This is a genomic window from Serratia sp. GW822-FHT06D09 (assembly GCF_058799515.1).
Window position 1 is genome coordinate 780758 of sequence record NZ_JBXALO010000002.1, and the last position, 17902, is coordinate 798659.

The following is a 17902-nucleotide window of genomic DNA, read 5'->3' on the forward strand; positions in this document are numbered from 1 at the left end:
CCTTATCGATTGACGGCAAGCGCTGCCGCTTCCGGTGGGATCAGATAGTCGGGCACGCTGACCCCGGCCTCGAGATAATATTTATAAGCGCCCATATGCAGCGGAACAGAGACGCCTTTCAGCGCATTCTCCAGCGAAATGTATTTGGCGGCGCTGTGGACCTGATGCACTTCCGGCAGGTTTTCAAACAGGGTTTTGGTCAGGTCATACACCAGCTTTTCATCAAGGCCATTGAGCGCGACCAAAATATTGGGCTGGGCGATAGTGGAAACCGCCTTACTCTGCCGTGGGTAGGTATCGGCTTTAATATCAAAACGGAACCAGGAATTGGCGATGGCGTTGATGTTGGCCAACTGTTCATCGGTGACGTTGAGGATGCGTGAGGGCACGCCGCTGGCGAACATGTCGGTTACCGCTGCCGCCGGTACCCCGGCAGGCAGGGCGCCGCCGTCGAGTCGCCCGTCGCGCATGGCTGAAACGGTGTCGCCGTAACCCAGGTATTCCGGCGTCAGCGATTTCTTGCTCAGGTTAACCCCTTGCAAAATGATCAGCGTGGACTGCTCGGTGCCGCTGGCCTGTGGGCCAACTGAGAAACGGCTGCCGGCGATGTCATTCAAGGTGCCGTCCTTGACTTTGTTTTCCAGCATCACAAAGTGTTCTACGTTCGGCCACAGCATCGAGATGGAACGCAGATGGCCGTAGGCGCGGCCTTCAAAATTGCGTACGCCCTGGTAGGCTTCGACGGCGATCAGGCTTTGCAGGATCGCCAGCTGCGCCTCGTTTTTCTGCAGCAGATCGATATTCTCTATCGATCCCGCAGAGGATTGCCCGCTGACCTGGATGCCGTTCTGCTTCAGGCGGTTGCTCCAGACATTGGCCAGCCCGACGCCCATCGGGTAATAGGTGCCGCCGGTGGAGGCGGTGGCTACGGAAAGAAAGGTCTTGTCGGCATTCTCCACCTTGCCGGCGACCGCCAGCGCCGCGACGGCAGCCAGAGCACCCGCAGCCAGCAACAGCTTGATTTTTCTATTTTTCATTATTTTCACCCGAGGTTTTTGAAACAAATAGAAAACATTTACGCAAACTTGTATACAACATTGCAGCTTTTATCACCTAACAAGCATTGTTTGATTTGTGATCAAGGTGGGTGAAAAGTGTTCAAAAAATGGCGGGAAATGTGAGGGAGGATGGGATAACCCCGTGACGGTTGCCACGGGGGAAATGCAGATTACCAACCTTTAACGGCATCGCCCTTGTAGATTTCGGCGGCGCTGGCGGCAACTTCATCGGTCTGATAGGCCTTGATCAGATCCTTCACGTTTTCGTTGTTTTGGTTATCCACCCGAGTGGCGAAAACATTGACGTAAGGCGAATCTTTGTCTTCGACAAACAGCCCGTTCTTGGCGGGCGACAGACCAATTTGGCTGGAGTAGTTGGTGTTGATGATCGCCAGGGCGATCTGTTTGTCGTCTAACGCACGCGGCAACTGAGGCGCTTCAATCTCGACGATTTTCAATTTCTTCGGATTACTGACGATATCCAATGAGGTAGGCAGCAGCCCGACGCCCTCTTTCAGCACAATCAGCCCCTGTTTTTGCAACAGCAGCAGCGAACGGCCGAGGTTGGTCGGGTCATTGGGCACCGCAACCTGGGCACCGTCAGGCAGTTGGCTGAGCGACGTGATTTTTTTGGAATAACCGGCGATGGGATAAACGAAAGTATTACCTACCGCCACCAGTTTGTAGCCGCGCTCCTGGATCTGTTTTTCCAGATAAGGCTTGTGCTGGAAGGAGTTGATGTCGAGATCGCCATTATTCAGCGCTTCGTTGGGCAACACGTAATCATTGAAGGTCACCACTTCGACATCCAGATCGTATTTCTGTTTGGCGATTTTCTGTACGGTCGCCCACATAGCCTGATCGATACCGGAGCTGATGCCGACTTTGATGTGGTGGTTGTCTTGTTCGGTCGGTCCACAGGCAGTCAGCAGCAGGCTGCTTGTTACCGCCAGCGCTGCGGCGAGTTTTTTCAGCGTAAATGTCATTTCCCAGAGTCCTTGTCAAAATAGCCTACTGGTTATTGCAGGCTGAAGAGTGGCACTGACTCTAGATAATCGGCTGGCTAAAATAAAATACTGATTCTCTATGATTAATAGCGATTTGCTATGAGGGATTTCAGGCTCCGCGGCTGCGCCAAAACAGCGCAAACAGTTCGGACTGCGTGTTGATGCCCAGTTTCGAATACAGGTGCTTTTTATGCGCTCGTACCGTCTCGATTGAAATCTGCAGGCGGCGGGAGATCTCCTTGGTAGAACAGCCTGCCAGCATCAGTTGGCTGACCTGGTTTTCCCGTTCCGTCAATTGCGCGCCGCCGGGCAACGACGACAGTGAGAAGTTGCTGTCTCCATCATCGCTGGCGTTTTCGAAACGCATCCGCTGACGCATCAATGGCAGTAGCCAACTTTCGACCAGAGCCAGAATACCGAGGTGACGATCGCTGTAGCGCCGCGAGGCGCCCAACGACAGGCAAAGCATGCGCTGCGGCTCCACCAGCAGGTTGAAATGCACCTCATCGCCGCCGACGTTATGGTTGAAATAGTGTTGATAGTATTCCGTCGCCGCAAAATTGGCGGGTGCGACGTCATCCAGGCGCAACAGCCCGATGCGTTGGCGCGCCCAGGCGTCCAGGTAGAAAGGATCGAGCAGATAGAGGCCTTTCTGGTAATCGTGAAACAGCGCTTCGTCACTGCCGTCGCTTTCGTCGCTGGCAGCCAGGATCTGTGGTGGATGCTGGGGAGAAAACAGCAGCGCCACCCAGTTTTCGAACGGGATATGCCCCTTCAACAGGCGCGCACAGCTCAGCCAGAAATCCGCCCCGTCGAGGTTATCGACCAGTTGGCCGAATGCCCGATGCCAGGCCAGCGTCTCGGGAGAAATAAGGCTGCTGTTACCCACTGATGTTACCCCTGTTATGGAATAGCCAGAACGGCTGTTTCGGGCATACTACCATTATTATTACTGTGTTCCGCGTGGAGGATAAAATGGAAATAACCTTGGCCCAATTGCCCTGTCGTGAAGGCTGCGTTGCCGACAACCTGGCGCAGGCCCTGGCATTCATTGAGCGTTACGCCAAGGGCGGCAACCTTATCCTGTTCCCGGAAACCCAGCTCACCGGTTTCGCTGCGGCGCAGGGTGACACCGATTATGCCCTGCAAAGCGACGGCGCGGAGTTGTTGCAACTGGTTCAGGCCAGCCGCCAATACGATGTCGCGCTGGTGATTGGCTTTCTTGAACGCACCGATAAGGGGGTGTTCAACAGTACGGTGCTGATCACGCCGGAGCAGGGGATTTATCTGCACTATCGCAAGACCCATTTGTGGCCGGATGAGCGTAATACCGTTCTTCGCGGCGATACGTTAGTGTGCGGCGTTTGGCGCGGAACGCGTATCGGGCTGCTGATTTGCTACGATCTTGAGTTCGCGGAAAATGCCCGGGCGTTAGCCGTTATGGGCTGCCAATTGCTGCTGGTGACGAATGGCAATATGGATCCCTATGGCCCGGTGCACCGCAATGCCGCGCTGGCCCGCGCGCAGGATAACCAGATGTTTGTCGCCATGACCAACCGCTGCGGTGAGGGTGATGGATTGCAGTTTGCCGGCGAAAGCCTGATTGTCGATCCGCTGGGGCGCGAAGTCGCCGGATTGGGCCGCGAAGCAGGGGCGCTGTCGGCCACATTGGATTTTACCCTGCTAGAGCAGGCTCGCCGCCACTACCGTTATCTGGACGATCGGCGCTTACCGTTAGCGCGAGAAGCGCAGTGGGTTGAAGGGGAAGAGGGGCGCCGGGGGTGGCCACTGGGGTAATCGGCCTGGCGTATCCTGTTTGTGCCCTGGTATACAGTTTGTTTTGACGGGGGATCCGCCTGCTTATTATGATGACGGAAAGCCCAACCGGGGCGCGAATAGCGAAAGGAAAAGACAATGCGATTTAACATGTGGCGCAAGGCGTTGCTGCCATTGGTGGTTTTGACTTGCGTATCAGCAGCTCAGGTTCAGGCGGCGGAGAGCGTGGCGGAACCGATCCCGAAAACGTTATTGGGCAACTGGCATATCAGCAAGATCCTGCCGACCCAAACCGTGGGTTGCTGGGATGAACAGCAGGCGAAAGGCCTGATCGGCGGCAAGATCGGTTATAAAGCAGGGAGTTTCACCTGGAACGGTACCGAGTTGAAAAGCGAGGGGGCAACCCTCAGCACGGTGGAAGCACAGGAGTTTGTTGAGGACAACTCCGGCAGCAGTTCTTATATCGACTTCCCGATGCTGGGCATCAGCACGCCGGCGGTTGAACGGGTGATGATCCAGCATGCCGATACCACAATCAAAGGCATTACCGATCAGGGTACCGACGGCGTACCGGGGGATAACGTGCTGGTAAAAGATGCCAACACGCTGATCCTGTCGGTGTGCAACGTGTGGTTCGAAGCCCAGCGCGTGCGGTGACCCCTGCCATCGGCTTATCTTGTCCTGCCCTCATTGCGTCAGCGCGATGCGACCGAAGAGGGCATGACTCCCTTGCGGGGTAATGGCCGAAAGCTGATCCAGGCGGCAAACCCGTTGATTATCGAAATAAATAAACTCTCCCTCATTCTCCAGCGTCTGGGTGGTTAACGCCGTTGCCTGGAAACACTGCCCGTTAACCAATTCAACGTTCAGCCGGTAACCGTAGAGGCAGGCAATTTCCAAATAATCATGCAATTCGCAGTCTATCGGCCGGTAAGCTGTCATGACATCCCCTGGCAACCCTGCATTTTAAAAATGTAATAGCCCGTTTGGCCAATAGCCTGCTCCACCTCAGGGCTGGAGGACTCGCTGTGGCAGAATGCACAGCTGCTTTGGCTGATATTGTCCTCCTCAATGTTGTTCTGTTTGAGGAACTGTTGCGCATAGTGTCTTGCCTGAGCCAGATCGTTGCTGTCGGTGAACACGTCGAAATGCAGATAGCGACCATCCCTGGTATGTACATGAGTGTCAAAAACATTGATATACATAGTTATTTATCCTTTTGCTTGTTTATCTGAATGTGATATTGGTGTCGATTCGACACCATAATCCTCGCATTTGATGAAAATCCTGTCAACGGCGCTTTTAACCAAAATGACCGGTTGAGAGCAGAGCACAAGGAAAGGGGCATAAACCCTAAAGAAGCGTTTCAATATGAAAATGAGCGGGCAGAGCCGGTGATTTATTTCTGGCGTCACGTTTACCGAATTAATTTTTTATAAAATCAAAGCACTATCCGGGTTTGGAAAATAAAGGGGCGTTTGAAATCTTGGGGATATTTCAATGCCGGGATGCTTCAAGAAATTAGCCGCCGACTTTATATCGGCACGCTGATAGGCAAACACTATTACAGCTATAGGCGCAGGCTGGGTTATTCATTGATTGTTATCAATTATGCAGCGCATCTTCCTCTCTACTATTACCGGGCGACTGTCTATTGGATGGGCAATACCTTATAAGGATTGAAAATGAAAAAGGTCACCCGTATTGCGGCGATGTCCCTTACCGGCATTGTCTTATGTTATCTGGGGCTTTCGGGCTATGTTTGGTATCACGATACTCAGCGTACGGTGTACAGTCAGGCACCGCGATCTGCGCTGGAGAAGAATAACCAGATTCTCGGATTGCTGAGAGAAAAGGGCTGCGATTATTGCCATACACCTTCTGCCGATCTTCCCTTCTATGCCTCCTTTCCCATTGCCAAACAGCTGATGGAATACGATATCCGCCTCGGGTATCAGTCTTTTAACCTGGAACCTGTACGTGCCAGCCTGATCGAAGATAAAGCGGTATCACAAAGCGATCTGAACAAGATTGAATGGGTAATGCAGCATAAGACCATGCCGCCGACACGGTATGTCGCCTTGCACTGGGCGGGGCAGGTGGATGAGCAAGAGCGCGAGACCTTGCTTGGCTGGATAGCGCAGCAGCGCGCGCGTTACTACGCCAGTAACGAGGCTGCCGCGGAACACCGTAATGAGCCGATTCAGCCGATCCCCAAGGCATTGCCTGTCGACGCACAGAAAGTGGCGCTGGGTTTCCGACTGTATCACGACCCGCGCCTTTCCGGAGACAGCACTCTCTCTTGTGCCCACTGCCATTCGCTCAATACCGGAGGCGTAGACGGCAGAAAAACGTCGATTGGCGTTGGCGGCGCGGTAGGGCCGATAAATGCGCCAACGGTATTCAACTCCGTGTTCAACAGCGAGCAGTTCTGGGATGGCCGTGCGCCAACGCTGCAGGTACAGGCCGGTGGACCGCCGCTCAACCCTATCGAAATGGCTTCCAAATCCTGGGAGGAGATCATCGGCAAGCTGGACAAGGATCCGGTACTAACCCGTGATTTTGTCGCCGCCTACCCGCAGGGCTTCAGCGGTGAGACCATTACGGATGCCATCGCCGAATTTGAAAAAACCTTAATCACGCCGGACTCACCTTTCGATAACTGGCTGCGCGGCGATGACAAAGCCATGACGATGCAGCAGAAACACGGTTATCAACTGTTTAAGGACAACAAATGCGCCACTTGTCACGGGGGAACCATTCTTGGTGGGCGTTCCTTCGAGCCTTTGGGGCTGAAACGCGACTTCAATTTTGGGGAAATTACCGCCGCGGATATCGGGCGCATGAACGTCACCAGCGAAGCGCGCGACAGGCTACGGCAGAAGGTGCCCGGCCTGCGCAATGTGGCACTGACGGCGCCTTACTTCCATCGCGGGGATGTCGCCACGCTGGATGAGGCGGTCAAACTGATGCTGCGCTATCAGGTGGGTACCGAACTGCCGCAGCAGGATGTCGATGATATTGTTGCCTTCCTCGAAAGCCTGACGGGCGTATATACCCCTTACACCCAAAGCCAGAAATAACGGGCTGACGGCCCGCGTCATCATGGTATCTCCAGCCCCGGTAACGGGGCTGTTCCAACGGCAAGATGCCCGTTCGTCCCTCCGGTTTCTGAACTAAAATTATCCATAACGGGACAACAGAAATGTTGCCGTGCAAACCGGGGTCTCTATGAATCAATGACAGGAGGCGCTATGTGCTATCAACATATTATGATTGCCACCGACCTGAGTGATGACGGAAAACGGCTGGTGGAAAAAAGCGCGAGATTGGCCGCGGCGCTGCAGGCCAGGCTCTCTCTGATCTACGTGGATATCCACTACGATACTTACCATGCGGCGATTGGTTTTTCTGAGCGAAGCTACGACGGCGTACCTTTTGAAGAGAAGATCAAGAAAGAGCTGGAGCCGCTGACCCAGAATGTGAATTACCCGATCAATGAGGTGATCATCGGCCACGGTGATTTTATCGAAGAGTTGAAGAATGCCGTGGTGGATAAAAGTGTCGACCTGGTGGTTTTTGGCCATCACCATGACCTGTGGAACAAGCTGTTTTCCTCAACCCAGCATGCCATCAACCAATTGAATGTCGACGTACTGGTCATCCCGATCAAACAGTAGCCAGTTGATTAACCCTGCCAGTATTCACTCTGGCAGGGTGACGGACAGATTAGCGGGTGAAAAAGTCGTTATACAACATGTAGAGGTGCGCCGCGCTCCAGGAGAAATTCGGCGCGCCCTGTTGCATGCCGGTCAGCGGGTTGTAGTTCTCGCGGATGGGACCGTCGGTCATCAGCCCGTCGGCATGGTTGAAGAAAGCCTGGGCCATGGCGACAGCGTCGGCGCGATAGCCGTAGCTCTCCATGCCTTTAAGCCCGAAATACAACTGATCTACCCAGACTCGCCCCCGCCAGTAAATATCGGCACCGAACGCCGGATTGGTCAGCGCTGCCGTACCGAGAGGGACGTAGGTGTTGAATTCACGCGGATCCTTCATCACTTTAACCACTGCGTCGGCATGTTGTTGGCTGGCGGCGCCATTAAATAGTGGAGACCAACCTTCAGGCCCTTTACCTCGCTCTACGATGGGGTAACCGGCGCAGCCATTGGGCAGCGGTTTATCCTCGATGCGGATGTCGTAGAAGAAACCGCTGGTGCTATCGAACATGCAGTTATTAATGTAATTCGCCAGTTTATCGGCCTTGCTGCGGAAGGTAGCGGCCTCGGCATTGTGGCCCAGAATATCGGCCATCTCGGCCAGGTATCTGTTGTCGCTGTACATGTAGCTGGCCTGATCGACAGATTCCTGCAGCAGCGAATAGCCGAGCAGAGTACCGTCCGCCGCACGATTTTCAGCAAACTTCACCTGCCAGTCCTGCCGTTTACCGCCCTGCGCCAGGTAACGGGCCAACTGATCCGGGTCGATAAAGCCAAAGGCGGCGGCGTCGTCACGGCCCGACTCCCAGGACGCGGCGACCTGAGCCGGGATTTCAATACTGTCGAAACGCCCGGAACGTACCACCCGATTATAGTTGTTCAACCCGGCAAGCTTTTGCTGATGCTGCCCGCGTTTAACGGTAAACAGCATCTGACCGTCCGGCGTGTTGTGTGCCTTGTCGCGCGTGGCGCCATACTCTGGCACCCCGTTGCCGTTATGGTCCCGGTTGCGCAACCACCAGTCGTGATAGGCGACCAGCTTCGGATACATCTCGGCCAGCCACTGTTTATCGCCGGTGGTGTTGTACACCTCCATCACCGCCCAGGCCGCCAGGCTGGGTTTGGTATTGCGTTCATTCCAGTTGCTGCCATCGCCGCCGCGTTCCGGGCTGGGGTTATAGGCGATCAAATCGGGAATAAAGCCGGCATCCCACGGGCGCAGCGGGTCGTCAGGCTGGATCTGGAAAGCGAACACCGCACGGATATTATCCTTGGCGACGTTGGGATTAAAATGCGCCATTGCGTACGCCTGCTTCCAGGTATCCCAGGGCCAGGTCTGGTTGCCGGAGAACCAACGCCCGGTGACAGAAGGCGTCACCGAATCAAATTTCATCGCACCGGCGGCCCCGCGCCAGTTGGCGTTTAAGGTTTCTATCGCTTTGACCGCCACGCGTGCCTGTGCCTGGGTGGCATGCGGATTCGACAGCCCCTGGTCGAGATAATTTTCCCAACGCTGCGCCGATGCGCTCATGTAGCGCTGGGGATCGGCGAGGATCGAAGCAATCTTGCTTTGTTCCTGCTGGACTTCTGCGGCGGTGAGCAGGTGAGAGTAGGTGGTATAGAAGGTGGTGGAGCCGGAAATCGTGGCTTTGGCGATAAAACTATGGCCATTGACCGTCGTTTGCTGCGGCAGCGATTTATGAATTTGGTATTCGGACTCGCCGGAGGTCATCAGTTGTGAAGCCGCGCGCACCCTGCCGAAGGTAACCCGCAGGCCGTCCCTGGTCGGCAACAGCTGCCGCGTATAGTCGGGGAATGCCTGCTCGATGGTTGGCGGGGACTGTGGTTTTTGTTGTTTGGCATAGTATTTTTCCAACAGTTCGCCATCCCACACCAGTTCCAGCGGCGTATCGCTAGTGATTTGGGTTTCGAGCAGTGAAGTGCGGGCAGTAGCGAATCGCAGCGTCAGTTTAACCGTGATCCCTGGGGCGGTAAGCCGCTGGATCAGCGCGCCGGGGATGCTGTAGGCGGTCATGCTGAAGCGGACTTTCTCCCCGTTTTTATACAGGCTGAGCCGGTCGAAGTTATTGGCCATAAAGTTAATGTATTCTTCGGTGAGCAACGCCGGACCCGGGAAGCCGCCCATGCCTTCCGGGCCGTTTGGCAGCAAATGACCATGCCAGGCGCCAAGATCAAAAAACGGATTAAAGCGTTGGTGTTCATCGAAATCGTAATCGAGCATGTAGTGTGGGGCACCGCTGCGATTAATCACGTTTTTATAGGCTTCCGCCCGCAGGGGGCTTTCGTTACCCGGGTGAGAGATGCAGCCTGGTATCGTCAGGGCCGCGGAGATAGCCAGGGCCAGAGACGGCAGTTTATTAATCATCTTCATTATGTTTGCCTTTATGCGTTACCAATAAAAATACTGCATCAGAAACACCGAGTTGCTGGCGTCGGTGCTGTCGTTGGTCATATAAAATTTGCTGTCCAACGCGGTGGCCAGCCTGCCGCCGCCATATTCGTACCAGATACCGACCTGCGCGTAAGAGGTCGCGGTGTCCGGCGCATTGTCCAGCCGGTGGCGGGCGTAGCTGTAGGCCGTCGAGAAATACAGTCCCTTGGCGGCCTCAACCATGGCGCTCAGCATCAGGCCCGACTCCGAGCCCGGGTGATTGCCGTCCCCCTTGCCGGTGTGCTGCCAGACCCGGCCGGCCAGATTTTTCCCTTTCAGCCCCAGCAAATAGAGTTGTCCCATGCCGTCGGTGATTTCCAGACCGTTTAATAACGTCAGGCCTTCCTGCAGATCGTATTGCGTATAGCCGTTGACCATAGCCCGGTAGCGGTACTTATCCGAATAGCGGTCATATTTGCCAAAGTGCAACAGCGCCTTGCTCTCGTCGATGCGACTTTCTGGCGCGGCAGTCAGGCTGTAGCGGAATTTACCGGTCAGGTTCTGCAGCTTGGCTGCATAGGTGAGATCGCGGGTATTGGGGATCACATAACCGTATTCCGGGGTAAAGTCTGCCCACCACTGCAGATCGTCCAGCGAAGAATCATTACGCAGGCTAAGCATCATTTCGGTGCCGTCATCGGTGCGGTATCCAGCGTAAAAGCGGTTGATGCCGCCCTCAAACCCGCCCCAACTGTGGTCCGGTGTCCAGGCATTACCCTGATGGTCGGCCTGTACCGTCCAGCCTTCGCCGTAGAGCAGGCCGAACCAGTGGCCGTGCTTGATCTCCAGTCCGCCTTCGATATAGGTGCCATCGCTGTATTTGTGTTGGTGCTCCCCGTTTAAATAGACGCTGCCGCCGATACCCAACTCGCCGTAAAAGCGCAGGGCGGTCGGGCCGGTATTTGTCAGTTCGGGGAGCGGCAGAACGTTATGTTCCGCCGGCACCACGGATTCCTGAGCTAACAGCGGCAGCGGCAACATCAGCAGTAACGTGGGCAATATTTTATTATTGGATTTAATTTTCATCTGGACACGCATTGGGTTTGGGTCAATGGCGAGCCTGCGGGGGGACCCGCCAACTCGAACCGTTAACGCCATGTGGGCCGGCCCCATTCCCTGGGAGGAGATAAAAATACCGTCGCATAGCGGCGGTAAACGGAGAATATATTAGTAAATGTTTTAGTAAAAAATACTGGAAAATCAGTAAATCGTTAACTTGATCACAAAGGGTGAAATGGGTATCTTCGCTACGGGCGTTGCGAACCGCAGAGCTACGCATAGCACCAGCTACCGCCGCGCTGGAGGTAAAAGGACGTTTCTGGCGGTTTAAAGGGGGGAGAGTATCGAGGCGTATACCTCGTTGAGCTGTCCCGGTAAGCTAGCGTTTTTGTCTATTCGTTGAGACTCTATGGCCACACTGAAAGAAATCGCAGAAGCTGCAAACGTGTCTGTCGCTACCGTTTCGCGGGTGCTGAATGACGACCCCACGCTGAGCGTGAAGGCGCAAACCCGGCAAAAAATCCTGGAAGCGGCGGAGCGTCTCGAATACAAAGTCCAGCCCTCAAAACGTCACAGCGGGCATCGGCTGACTTTCGCCGCGCTTTTCACCTATAAACAAGCTATAGAGATTAACGACCCCTACTATTTGGCGATGCGCTATGGCATTGAAACTCAATGCGAAAAGTTGGATGTTTCGCTGGTGGCCTGCTACGACTTCAACGGTGAAAAACCCTTGCCTGCGGCTGACGCGCTGCTGGTCATTGGCCGGCCGCAGCCTGCGCTTTACGAACAGCTAAGCCAGCAGCGAGTGCCGGTGGTGTTCGTGGACGGTGTCATCGACGATCCGCAGTTCGACTGTGTTAATGTCGATCTGACCAAGATCAGCCAGAAGGTGATCGACTATTTCATCGAATGCGGTTACTCGCGCATTGGGTTTATCGGCGGACGTGACGATCCGGCGCTGGCCGATCAGCGTGAGCAAGCCTTTGTGGAATACGGCCGCTTGAAAAACGTGGTGCGGCCGCAGGATATTTACACCGGCGACTTCAGCAGCCAGGCGGGCTACCAGTGTGCCAGGCAAATGCTGGAGAAAAAGGGCGGTTATCCGCCAGCTCTGTTGGTCGCGACCGACTCTATCGCCATCGGGGTACTGCGTGCCTTGCACGAGCATTCGGTTCAGGTTCCTGGCCAGATTGCGCTGATCAGCGTGAACGATATCCCCACGGCACGCTTTATTTTCCCCGCATTATCAACCGTTCGCATACCCTCCGAAACCATGGGCGCTCAGGCCGTCAATCTGTTGACTGAGCGTATTCGTGACGAACGGACCATTCCATTATCGATCTTTGTTCCCAGCTCGCTTCAGTTGCGCGATACCACCGTTGCCTGAAAAGGTCCCCTGTGCCCTATGCCGATTGCGGCAGCACAGGGAGGCCGAACGGCCAAAAATTAACGTCATGATTAAAAAAGACATTTCATATTTATTGTGATCCCGTCGTCATTAGGTAAATATGATCTGTAGTTTTTACTAAATATTTACTATCGTTCTCCCATTGAAAGTTGTCGGGAGACGTGACGTGAATCATTGGGAAAACATAGAAAAACAGTCAGAGAATCGCTTACCGCCGCGAGCGAGCTTCTTCAGCTATCGGAATGCCGCGCAGGCATTAAGCTTCGATCGCAACGCCAGTGCGGCATTTCAACTGCTGAGCGGCCGTTGGCAGTTTCGTTACTTCGAACACCCTGATCGGGTGCCGGCGGCGTTCTATAGCCAACTGATGGCGGACTGGGGCGACATCACCGTGCCGGGCATGTGGCAGATGGAAGGTCACGGCCAATTGCAGTATACCGATGAGGGCTATCCCTTCCCGATCGACGTGCCTTACGTGCCGACCAACAATCCGACCGGTGCCTATCAACGCCAGTTTACGCTGGACGGCGACTGGGAAAACCAGCAGGTCATCATCAAGTTTGACGGCGTGGAAACCTACTTTGAGGTGTATCTCAACGGCCGCTACGTCGGTTTCAGCAAAGGCAGCCGTTTGTCCGCCGAGTTTGATCTTAGCGACTATGTGAAAGCGGGCGAAAACCTGCTGTCCGTTCGCGTCATGCAGTGGGCTGACTCGACGTATATTGAAGATCAGGACATGTGGTGGATGGCCGGCATCTTCCGCGACGTTTACCTGATCGGTCAACAACGCACCCATATTCATGATCTCACGCTGGTCACGCGTTTCGATGAACAGTATTGCGACGCAGTGCTGGCGCTGGATGTCGAGTTTGGCAACCTGAACCCGTCCGTGGCAAGCGGTTATCGCCTGCAGGCTCAGCTTTTTGACGGTGAAGCCTGCGTCGCCGAACGCTGGGAAAATGAGCTCAGTATCGGGGCCAGTGCCCGCTGCCGATTCGAGATCCCGGTCAGCCAGCCGCAGCAGTGGAATGCGGAAAACCCTTATCTGTATCAATTGCTGCTTAGCCTGTATGACCACGCCGGTAATCTGGTGTCGGTGGTGCCGCAGCGCGTCGGGTTCCGTGAGATCGGCGTGCGTGAGGGGCTATTTTATGTCAACGGACGCTATTTAAAGCTGCATGGCGTGAACCGCCACGATCACGATCATCGCAAAGGGCGCGCGGTGGACATGGCGCGGGTTGAGCGCGACATCGTGTTGATGAAGCAACACAACATCAACTCGGTGCGAACCGCCCACTACCCGAACGATCCGCGCTTTTACGAGTTGTGCGATATCTACGGCCTGTTTGTGATGGCGGAAACCGACCTGGAAAGCCACGGTTTCGCTAACGTTGGCGATATTAGCCGCATCACCGACGATCCTCGCTGGGAAAATGCCTACGTCGAGCGCATTGAGCGCCATGTGATGGCGCAGAAAAATCATCCCTCAATCATTATCTGGTCCCTGGGCAACGAGTCCGGTTATGGCTGCAACATCCGCGCCATGGCTAAACGCTGCAAGGCGCTGGATCCCACTCGGCTGGTGCATTACGAAGAAGACCGCGATGCGGAAGTGGTCGATGTGATCAGCACCATGTATTCGCGCGTGGCGATGATGAATGCCTTTGGCGAGTATCCCCATGCCAAGCCGCGAATTTTGTGTGAATACGCCCATGCCATGGGCAATGGGCCGGGAGGCCTGTTCGAATATCAGTCGGTGTTTAACCGCCATGCCAGCCTTCAGGGGCATTACATCTGGGAGTGGTGCGATCACGGTTTGCTCAGCCATGACGCGCAGGGACGCGAACGCTATCAGTACGGTGGTGATTACGGCGATTACCCGAATAACTATAACTTCTGCATGGATGGCCTGATCTACCCGGATCAGCGCCCCGGTCCTGGCCTGCGTGAATATAAGCAGGTGCTGTGTCCGGTAGAGGTCAGCGGCGCAGGCGAGAGGACGCCGGTGCTGCGAGTTAAAAACCGCTATTGGTTCAGTTCGCTGGCCGATATTACACTGGTCGTCAGCGTGAAGGCCGGGGGGCGTCAACTGGCCAGCTATGACATCAAACTGCCGCACCTGCAGCCGGGCGAGTCTGAAGAACTGCATTTTCCTGAGTTGGCGCTGGGCACGCAAGAAACCTTTATTGACGTTGCCGTGTATAAGGACAGCGCCACCCGTTACAGCGAAAGTGGTGATTTGCTTGGACAGTATCAGCATCTGTTGCAACCCGCTGCGCCGCTACTCATTGCGCCGCCGGGAGATAAACGCGCTTCGCCGTTGCAATGCCATGAAGAAAACCACCGGTTGGTGGTCAGCGGCGACAATTTCAGTCTGGCCTTCTCACGTCTGAGCGGTGAACTGCTCTCTTGGCAGGTGGCGGGGGACGAAGTGGTGGGGCGTGCGCCACACCTTTCCTTCTTCAAACCGGTGATCGACAACCATAAGCAAGAGTACGAAGGGATTTGGCATCCGCATCACCTGCAGATTATGCAGCATCACTTCCGCAGTCTGCGCTGGGAGCGTCAGGGCGACGACCTGGTGATTGAGGTTTGCACCCTGATTGCACCGCCGGTGTTCGATTTCGGCATGCGCTGCCGTTACCGCTGGCAGATATCGCCGCAAGGGCATATCAGCCTGGATCTGTCGGGTGCACCTTATGGCGACTTCCAACAGGTCATTCCGAAGATTGGGCTGGATTTCGGCCTCAGCCGCCGCTTTGAACAGGTGGAATACTATGGCCGTGGGCCGGGTGAAAACTATCAGGACAGCTGCCAGGCCAACCTGATCGGCCATTATCAGCAGCGGGTGGGCGAGCTGTTTGAACACTACCCGTTCCCGCAGGATAACGGCAACCGCCAAGAAGTCCGTTGGCTGAGCCTGCAGGATGGCGAAGGCAAAGGGATATTTATTCAGCCGCGACGGCCGATCAACTTCAGCCTGTGGCCTTATAGCGCCGACATGCTGCATCAGGCTCAGCACATTAACGAGCTGCAAGAAAGTGATTACCTGACGTTAAACCTTGACGATCAAATTCTGGGCCTTGGTTCCAACTCCTGGGGATCGGAGGTGCTGGATTCTTATCGGGTTTATCTGTCGCCGTTCAGCTACGGCTTTACGTTGGTGCCTTTCAATCGGCAGGAAACCCAGGCAGAGAAGCTGGCCGAGTTTAATTACGCGCCGGTCAATAATAACGCTCAGTCAGAAAAGGCGAACTCATGATTATTGTCGAATCATTAGCGGAGTTTCAGCGCATTTACCGCTCAGGGAAAAAATGGCTACGCTGCATGGAGGCCATCAATAATATTAATAATATCGAGCCGAATGTCTTTCATTCTGTCGGCGACTCGCTGGTCTACCGACTGGCGTCCGGCCCTGGGCAGCAGCATGGTGGATTGGAGGGGAATCGCCGCTATTTTGATCTGCACTATTACCTGGCCGGCCAGGAGAACATTGAGGTTGCTGATAAAAGCGAACTGACTTCGGTAGTTGCCTATCAGGATGAAACCGACCGCGAAATTTTCAACGGGCAGGGGGAAATACACCGCGTAGGCGAGGGCAACGTGGTTATTTTTGAGAACCATCAGGCGCACCGATTCAAAGAGAGTCACCAGGTAAAAAAAGTCATTTTAAAAGTGACCGTCGAAGACAGCTATTTTATGAATAAATAGCGGCAATCTCTTATTCCAATATATACCCAAAATAATTCGAGTTGCTTGTAGGCGGCAACTGAGCGAAGCCCCAGGAGCTTACTCAAGATCGATCCTGGGGTGAGTGGCAAATCTGCCGGGAGCAGATTTGAACGTTGCTTGCAGCGACCCCGTAAGGGGTGAGGCCCAAGGATGGGCCGAATAGTGCAGCCAACACCCAAGTAGCTTGAGGTATGACGGGTATAAGTACCCTACAAATTTCGGAGAGTGTCTATGGCTGTGTCGAATAGAAATACTATCGGCAAGTTTGGCCTGCTGGCGATGACGTTCGCGGCAGTGTTCAGCTTCAATAATGTGATAAATAATAATATCCAGCTTGGCATCGCATCCGCCCCGGTATTTTTGGTGGCGACCATTATCTATTTTATTCCTTTCTGCCTGATCATTGCCGAGTTCGTATCGTTGAATAAAAACTCCGAGGCGGGCGTATACGCTTGGGTAAAAAGCGCGTTAGGCGGACGCTGGGCATTTATGACCGCCTATACCTACTGGTTCGTGAATTTATTCTTCTTCACCGCGCTGCTGCCGAGGGTCATCGCTTACGCCTCCTACGCGTTTTTGGGGTATGACTACGTCTTTACGCCATTAACTACCGCGATCATCAGTATTTTCCTGTTCGCATTTTCGACCTATATCTCAAATAGCGGTGCCAAACTGCTGGGCCCGATGACCTCTGTGACCTCATCGTTGATGCTGTTGCTGACGTTTTCCTACATCATTCTGGCCGGTGCGGCGGTAATTGGCGGTATAGAGCCGGCTAACCCGATTACCGTAGAAGCCATGACCCCAAGCTTTAGCTGGGCCTTCCTCGGTATCACCGCCTGGATTTTTCAGGCCGCGGGCGGGGCAGAGTCGGTTGCGGTGTACGTCAACGACGTCAAGGGCGGCAGCCGCTCTTTTGTTAAGGTGATTGTCATTTCCGGGCTGGTGATTGGCGTGCTGTATTCGGTAGCGTCCTTGCTGCTTAACGTGTTCGTTAGCCGTGCCGATTTGCACTTTACCGGTGGCACGGTGCAGGTGTTCGAAGGCCTGTCGGCGCACTTTGGCCTGCCTGCGGTGCTGATGAACCGTTTCGTCGGGCTGGTTTCCTTTACCGCGATGTTTGGCTCATTGCTGATGTGGACCGCCGCACCGGTCAAAATCTTCTTCACCGAGATTCCCAAAGGCATCTTTGGCGAGAAGACCATTCGGTTGAATAAGCATGGCGTGCCAACCCGCGCCGCCTGGCTGCAGTTCTTTATCGTGATCCCGCTGATGCTGATCCCGACGTTGGGTTCGGACAGCGTGCAGGAGTTAATGAATACGCTGATAAACATGACCGCCGCCGCTTCGATGTTGCCGCCGTTGTTCATCATGCTGGCCTATCTGAACCTGCGTTTGAAGTACGACCGCGTGGAGCGTGATTTTAAAATGGGCTCCCGGCTGCAGGGGATTGCGATTGTCAGCACGCTGATTGTCATTTTCACCGTAGGCTTTATCGCGTCAACCTTCCCGACCGGCGCCAGTATCATGACCATTGTGTTTTATAACGTAGGGGGCCTGGTGGTGTTCCTCGGCTACGCCTGGTGGAAATACAACCGCTATTCGAAGAGCCTGGGCGCCCAAGCCCGCTATGATGAGGACACGCCATTAGCAAGGATTGCGCTGGAGTCGCAGGAGGGTAAAAAGACCCCAAGTGGCGATCTGGGCTGTACCCCTTTGTAAGCGCATTAGTGATTTATCCACGCCCCCTC

At 54.7% G+C, this 17902-nt stretch carries 15 protein-coding genes; 8 read left to right on the forward strand and 7 right to left on the reverse strand.

Annotation, left to right across the window (positions count from 1 at the left end):
* Positions 1-2: 2 nt before the first annotated feature.
* From AC1RKG_RS07505 to AC1RKG_RS07515, 3 genes are all read right to left on the reverse strand, one after another.
* Entirely contained in the window at positions 3-1037 is a 1035-nt protein-coding gene (locus AC1RKG_RS07505; protein ID WP_116690726.1) for a TAXI family TRAP transporter solute-binding subunit, read from the reverse strand.
* A gap of 191 nt (positions 1038-1228) precedes the next feature.
* Positions 1229-2044, reverse strand: coding sequence for a methionine ABC transporter substrate-binding lipoprotein MetQ (metQ, locus tag AC1RKG_RS07510; protein ID WP_046373843.1), 816 nt, complete (start codon positions 2042-2044; stop codon positions 1229-1231).
* 130 nt (positions 2045-2174) lie between these two features.
* Positions 2175-2954, reverse strand: coding sequence for a helix-turn-helix transcriptional regulator (locus AC1RKG_RS07515; protein WP_493182538.1), 780 nt, complete (start codon positions 2952-2954; stop codon positions 2175-2177).
* A gap of 86 nt (positions 2955-3040) precedes the next feature.
* Between AC1RKG_RS07515 and AC1RKG_RS07520 the strand changes: the two genes are divergently transcribed.
* Together AC1RKG_RS07520 and AC1RKG_RS07525 are read left to right on the forward strand one after the other, a co-directional pair.
* Positions 3041-3862, forward strand: coding sequence for a carbon-nitrogen hydrolase family protein (locus AC1RKG_RS07520; RefSeq protein WP_122078642.1), 822 nt, complete (start codon positions 3041-3043; stop codon positions 3860-3862).
* Between the two features lie 117 nt (positions 3863-3979).
* A complete protein-coding gene (locus tag AC1RKG_RS07525) occupies positions 3980-4498 on the forward strand; it encodes a hypothetical protein (RefSeq protein WP_116690723.1) in 519 nt (172 codons plus the stop codon).
* 30 nt (positions 4499-4528) lie between these two features.
* Here AC1RKG_RS07525 and AC1RKG_RS07530 read toward each other — a convergent pair whose 3' ends face one another.
* Complete coding sequence (locus tag AC1RKG_RS07530; RefSeq protein WP_020826409.1) at positions 4529-4783, reverse strand: Rho-binding antiterminator; 255 nt, start codon at positions 4781-4783, stop codon at positions 4529-4531.
* Entirely contained in the window at positions 4780-5046 is a 267-nt protein-coding gene (locus AC1RKG_RS07535; RefSeq protein ID WP_020826410.1) for a DUF2024 family protein, read from the reverse strand. The genes AC1RKG_RS07530 and AC1RKG_RS07535 overlap by 4 nt, the downstream gene beginning before the upstream one ends.
* Positions 5047-5526: 480 nt before the next feature.
* Here AC1RKG_RS07535 and AC1RKG_RS07540 point away from each other — a divergent pair, with 480 nt between their 5' ends.
* Positions 5527-6924: a cytochrome-c peroxidase gene (locus AC1RKG_RS07540; protein ID WP_493182540.1), complete on the forward strand. Its 1398-nt coding sequence runs from the start codon at positions 5527-5529 to the stop codon at positions 6922-6924.
* A gap of 171 nt (positions 6925-7095) precedes the next feature.
* Positions 7096-7521: a universal stress protein gene (locus AC1RKG_RS07545; protein ID WP_046373839.1), complete on the forward strand. Its 426-nt coding sequence runs from the start codon at positions 7096-7098 to the stop codon at positions 7519-7521.
* A gap of 49 nt (positions 7522-7570) precedes the next feature.
* On the opposite strand, the gene ygjK is transcribed toward AC1RKG_RS07545, so the two are convergent.
* Together ygjK and ygjJ are read right to left on the reverse strand one after the other, a co-directional pair.
* On the reverse strand, positions 7571-9949 hold the full coding sequence (gene ygjK / locus AC1RKG_RS07550) for an alpha-glucosidase (protein WP_493182541.1): 2379 nt from the start codon (positions 9947-9949) through the stop codon (positions 7571-7573).
* An 18-nt stretch (positions 9950-9967) separates the two neighbouring features.
* A complete protein-coding gene (ygjJ, locus tag AC1RKG_RS07555; RefSeq protein ID WP_493182580.1) occupies positions 9968-10990 on the reverse strand; it encodes a protein YgjJ in 1023 nt (340 codons plus the stop codon).
* Positions 10991-11417: 427 nt separating this feature from the next.
* On the opposite strand from ygjJ, the gene ebgR reads away from it, so the two are divergent.
* The 4 genes from ebgR (at position 11418) to AC1RKG_RS07575 (ending at position 17873) form a co-directional block, all read left to right on the forward strand.
* Positions 11418-12398 carry a transcriptional regulator EbgR gene (ebgR, locus tag AC1RKG_RS07560; RefSeq protein WP_048760622.1) on the forward strand — a complete coding sequence of 327 codons (981 nt, stop codon included), beginning with the start codon at positions 11418-11420 and terminating at the stop codon, positions 12396-12398.
* A gap of 187 nt (positions 12399-12585) precedes the next feature.
* Positions 12586-15681, forward strand: a complete 3096-nt coding sequence (gene ebgA / locus AC1RKG_RS07565) for a beta-galactosidase subunit alpha (RefSeq protein ID WP_201895372.1) — start codon at positions 12586-12588, stop codon at positions 15679-15681.
* Positions 15678-16130, forward strand: a complete 453-nt coding sequence (locus AC1RKG_RS07570; protein WP_116690717.1) for a beta-galactosidase subunit beta — start codon at positions 15678-15680, stop codon at positions 16128-16130. Before ebgA ends, AC1RKG_RS07570 begins: the two co-directional genes overlap by 4 nt.
* A gap of 252 nt (positions 16131-16382) precedes the next feature.
* Positions 16383-17873: an amino acid permease gene (locus AC1RKG_RS07575; RefSeq protein WP_122078658.1), complete on the forward strand. Its 1491-nt coding sequence runs from the start codon at positions 16383-16385 to the stop codon at positions 17871-17873.
* The last annotated feature ends 29 nt before the right edge of the window (positions 17874-17902 follow it).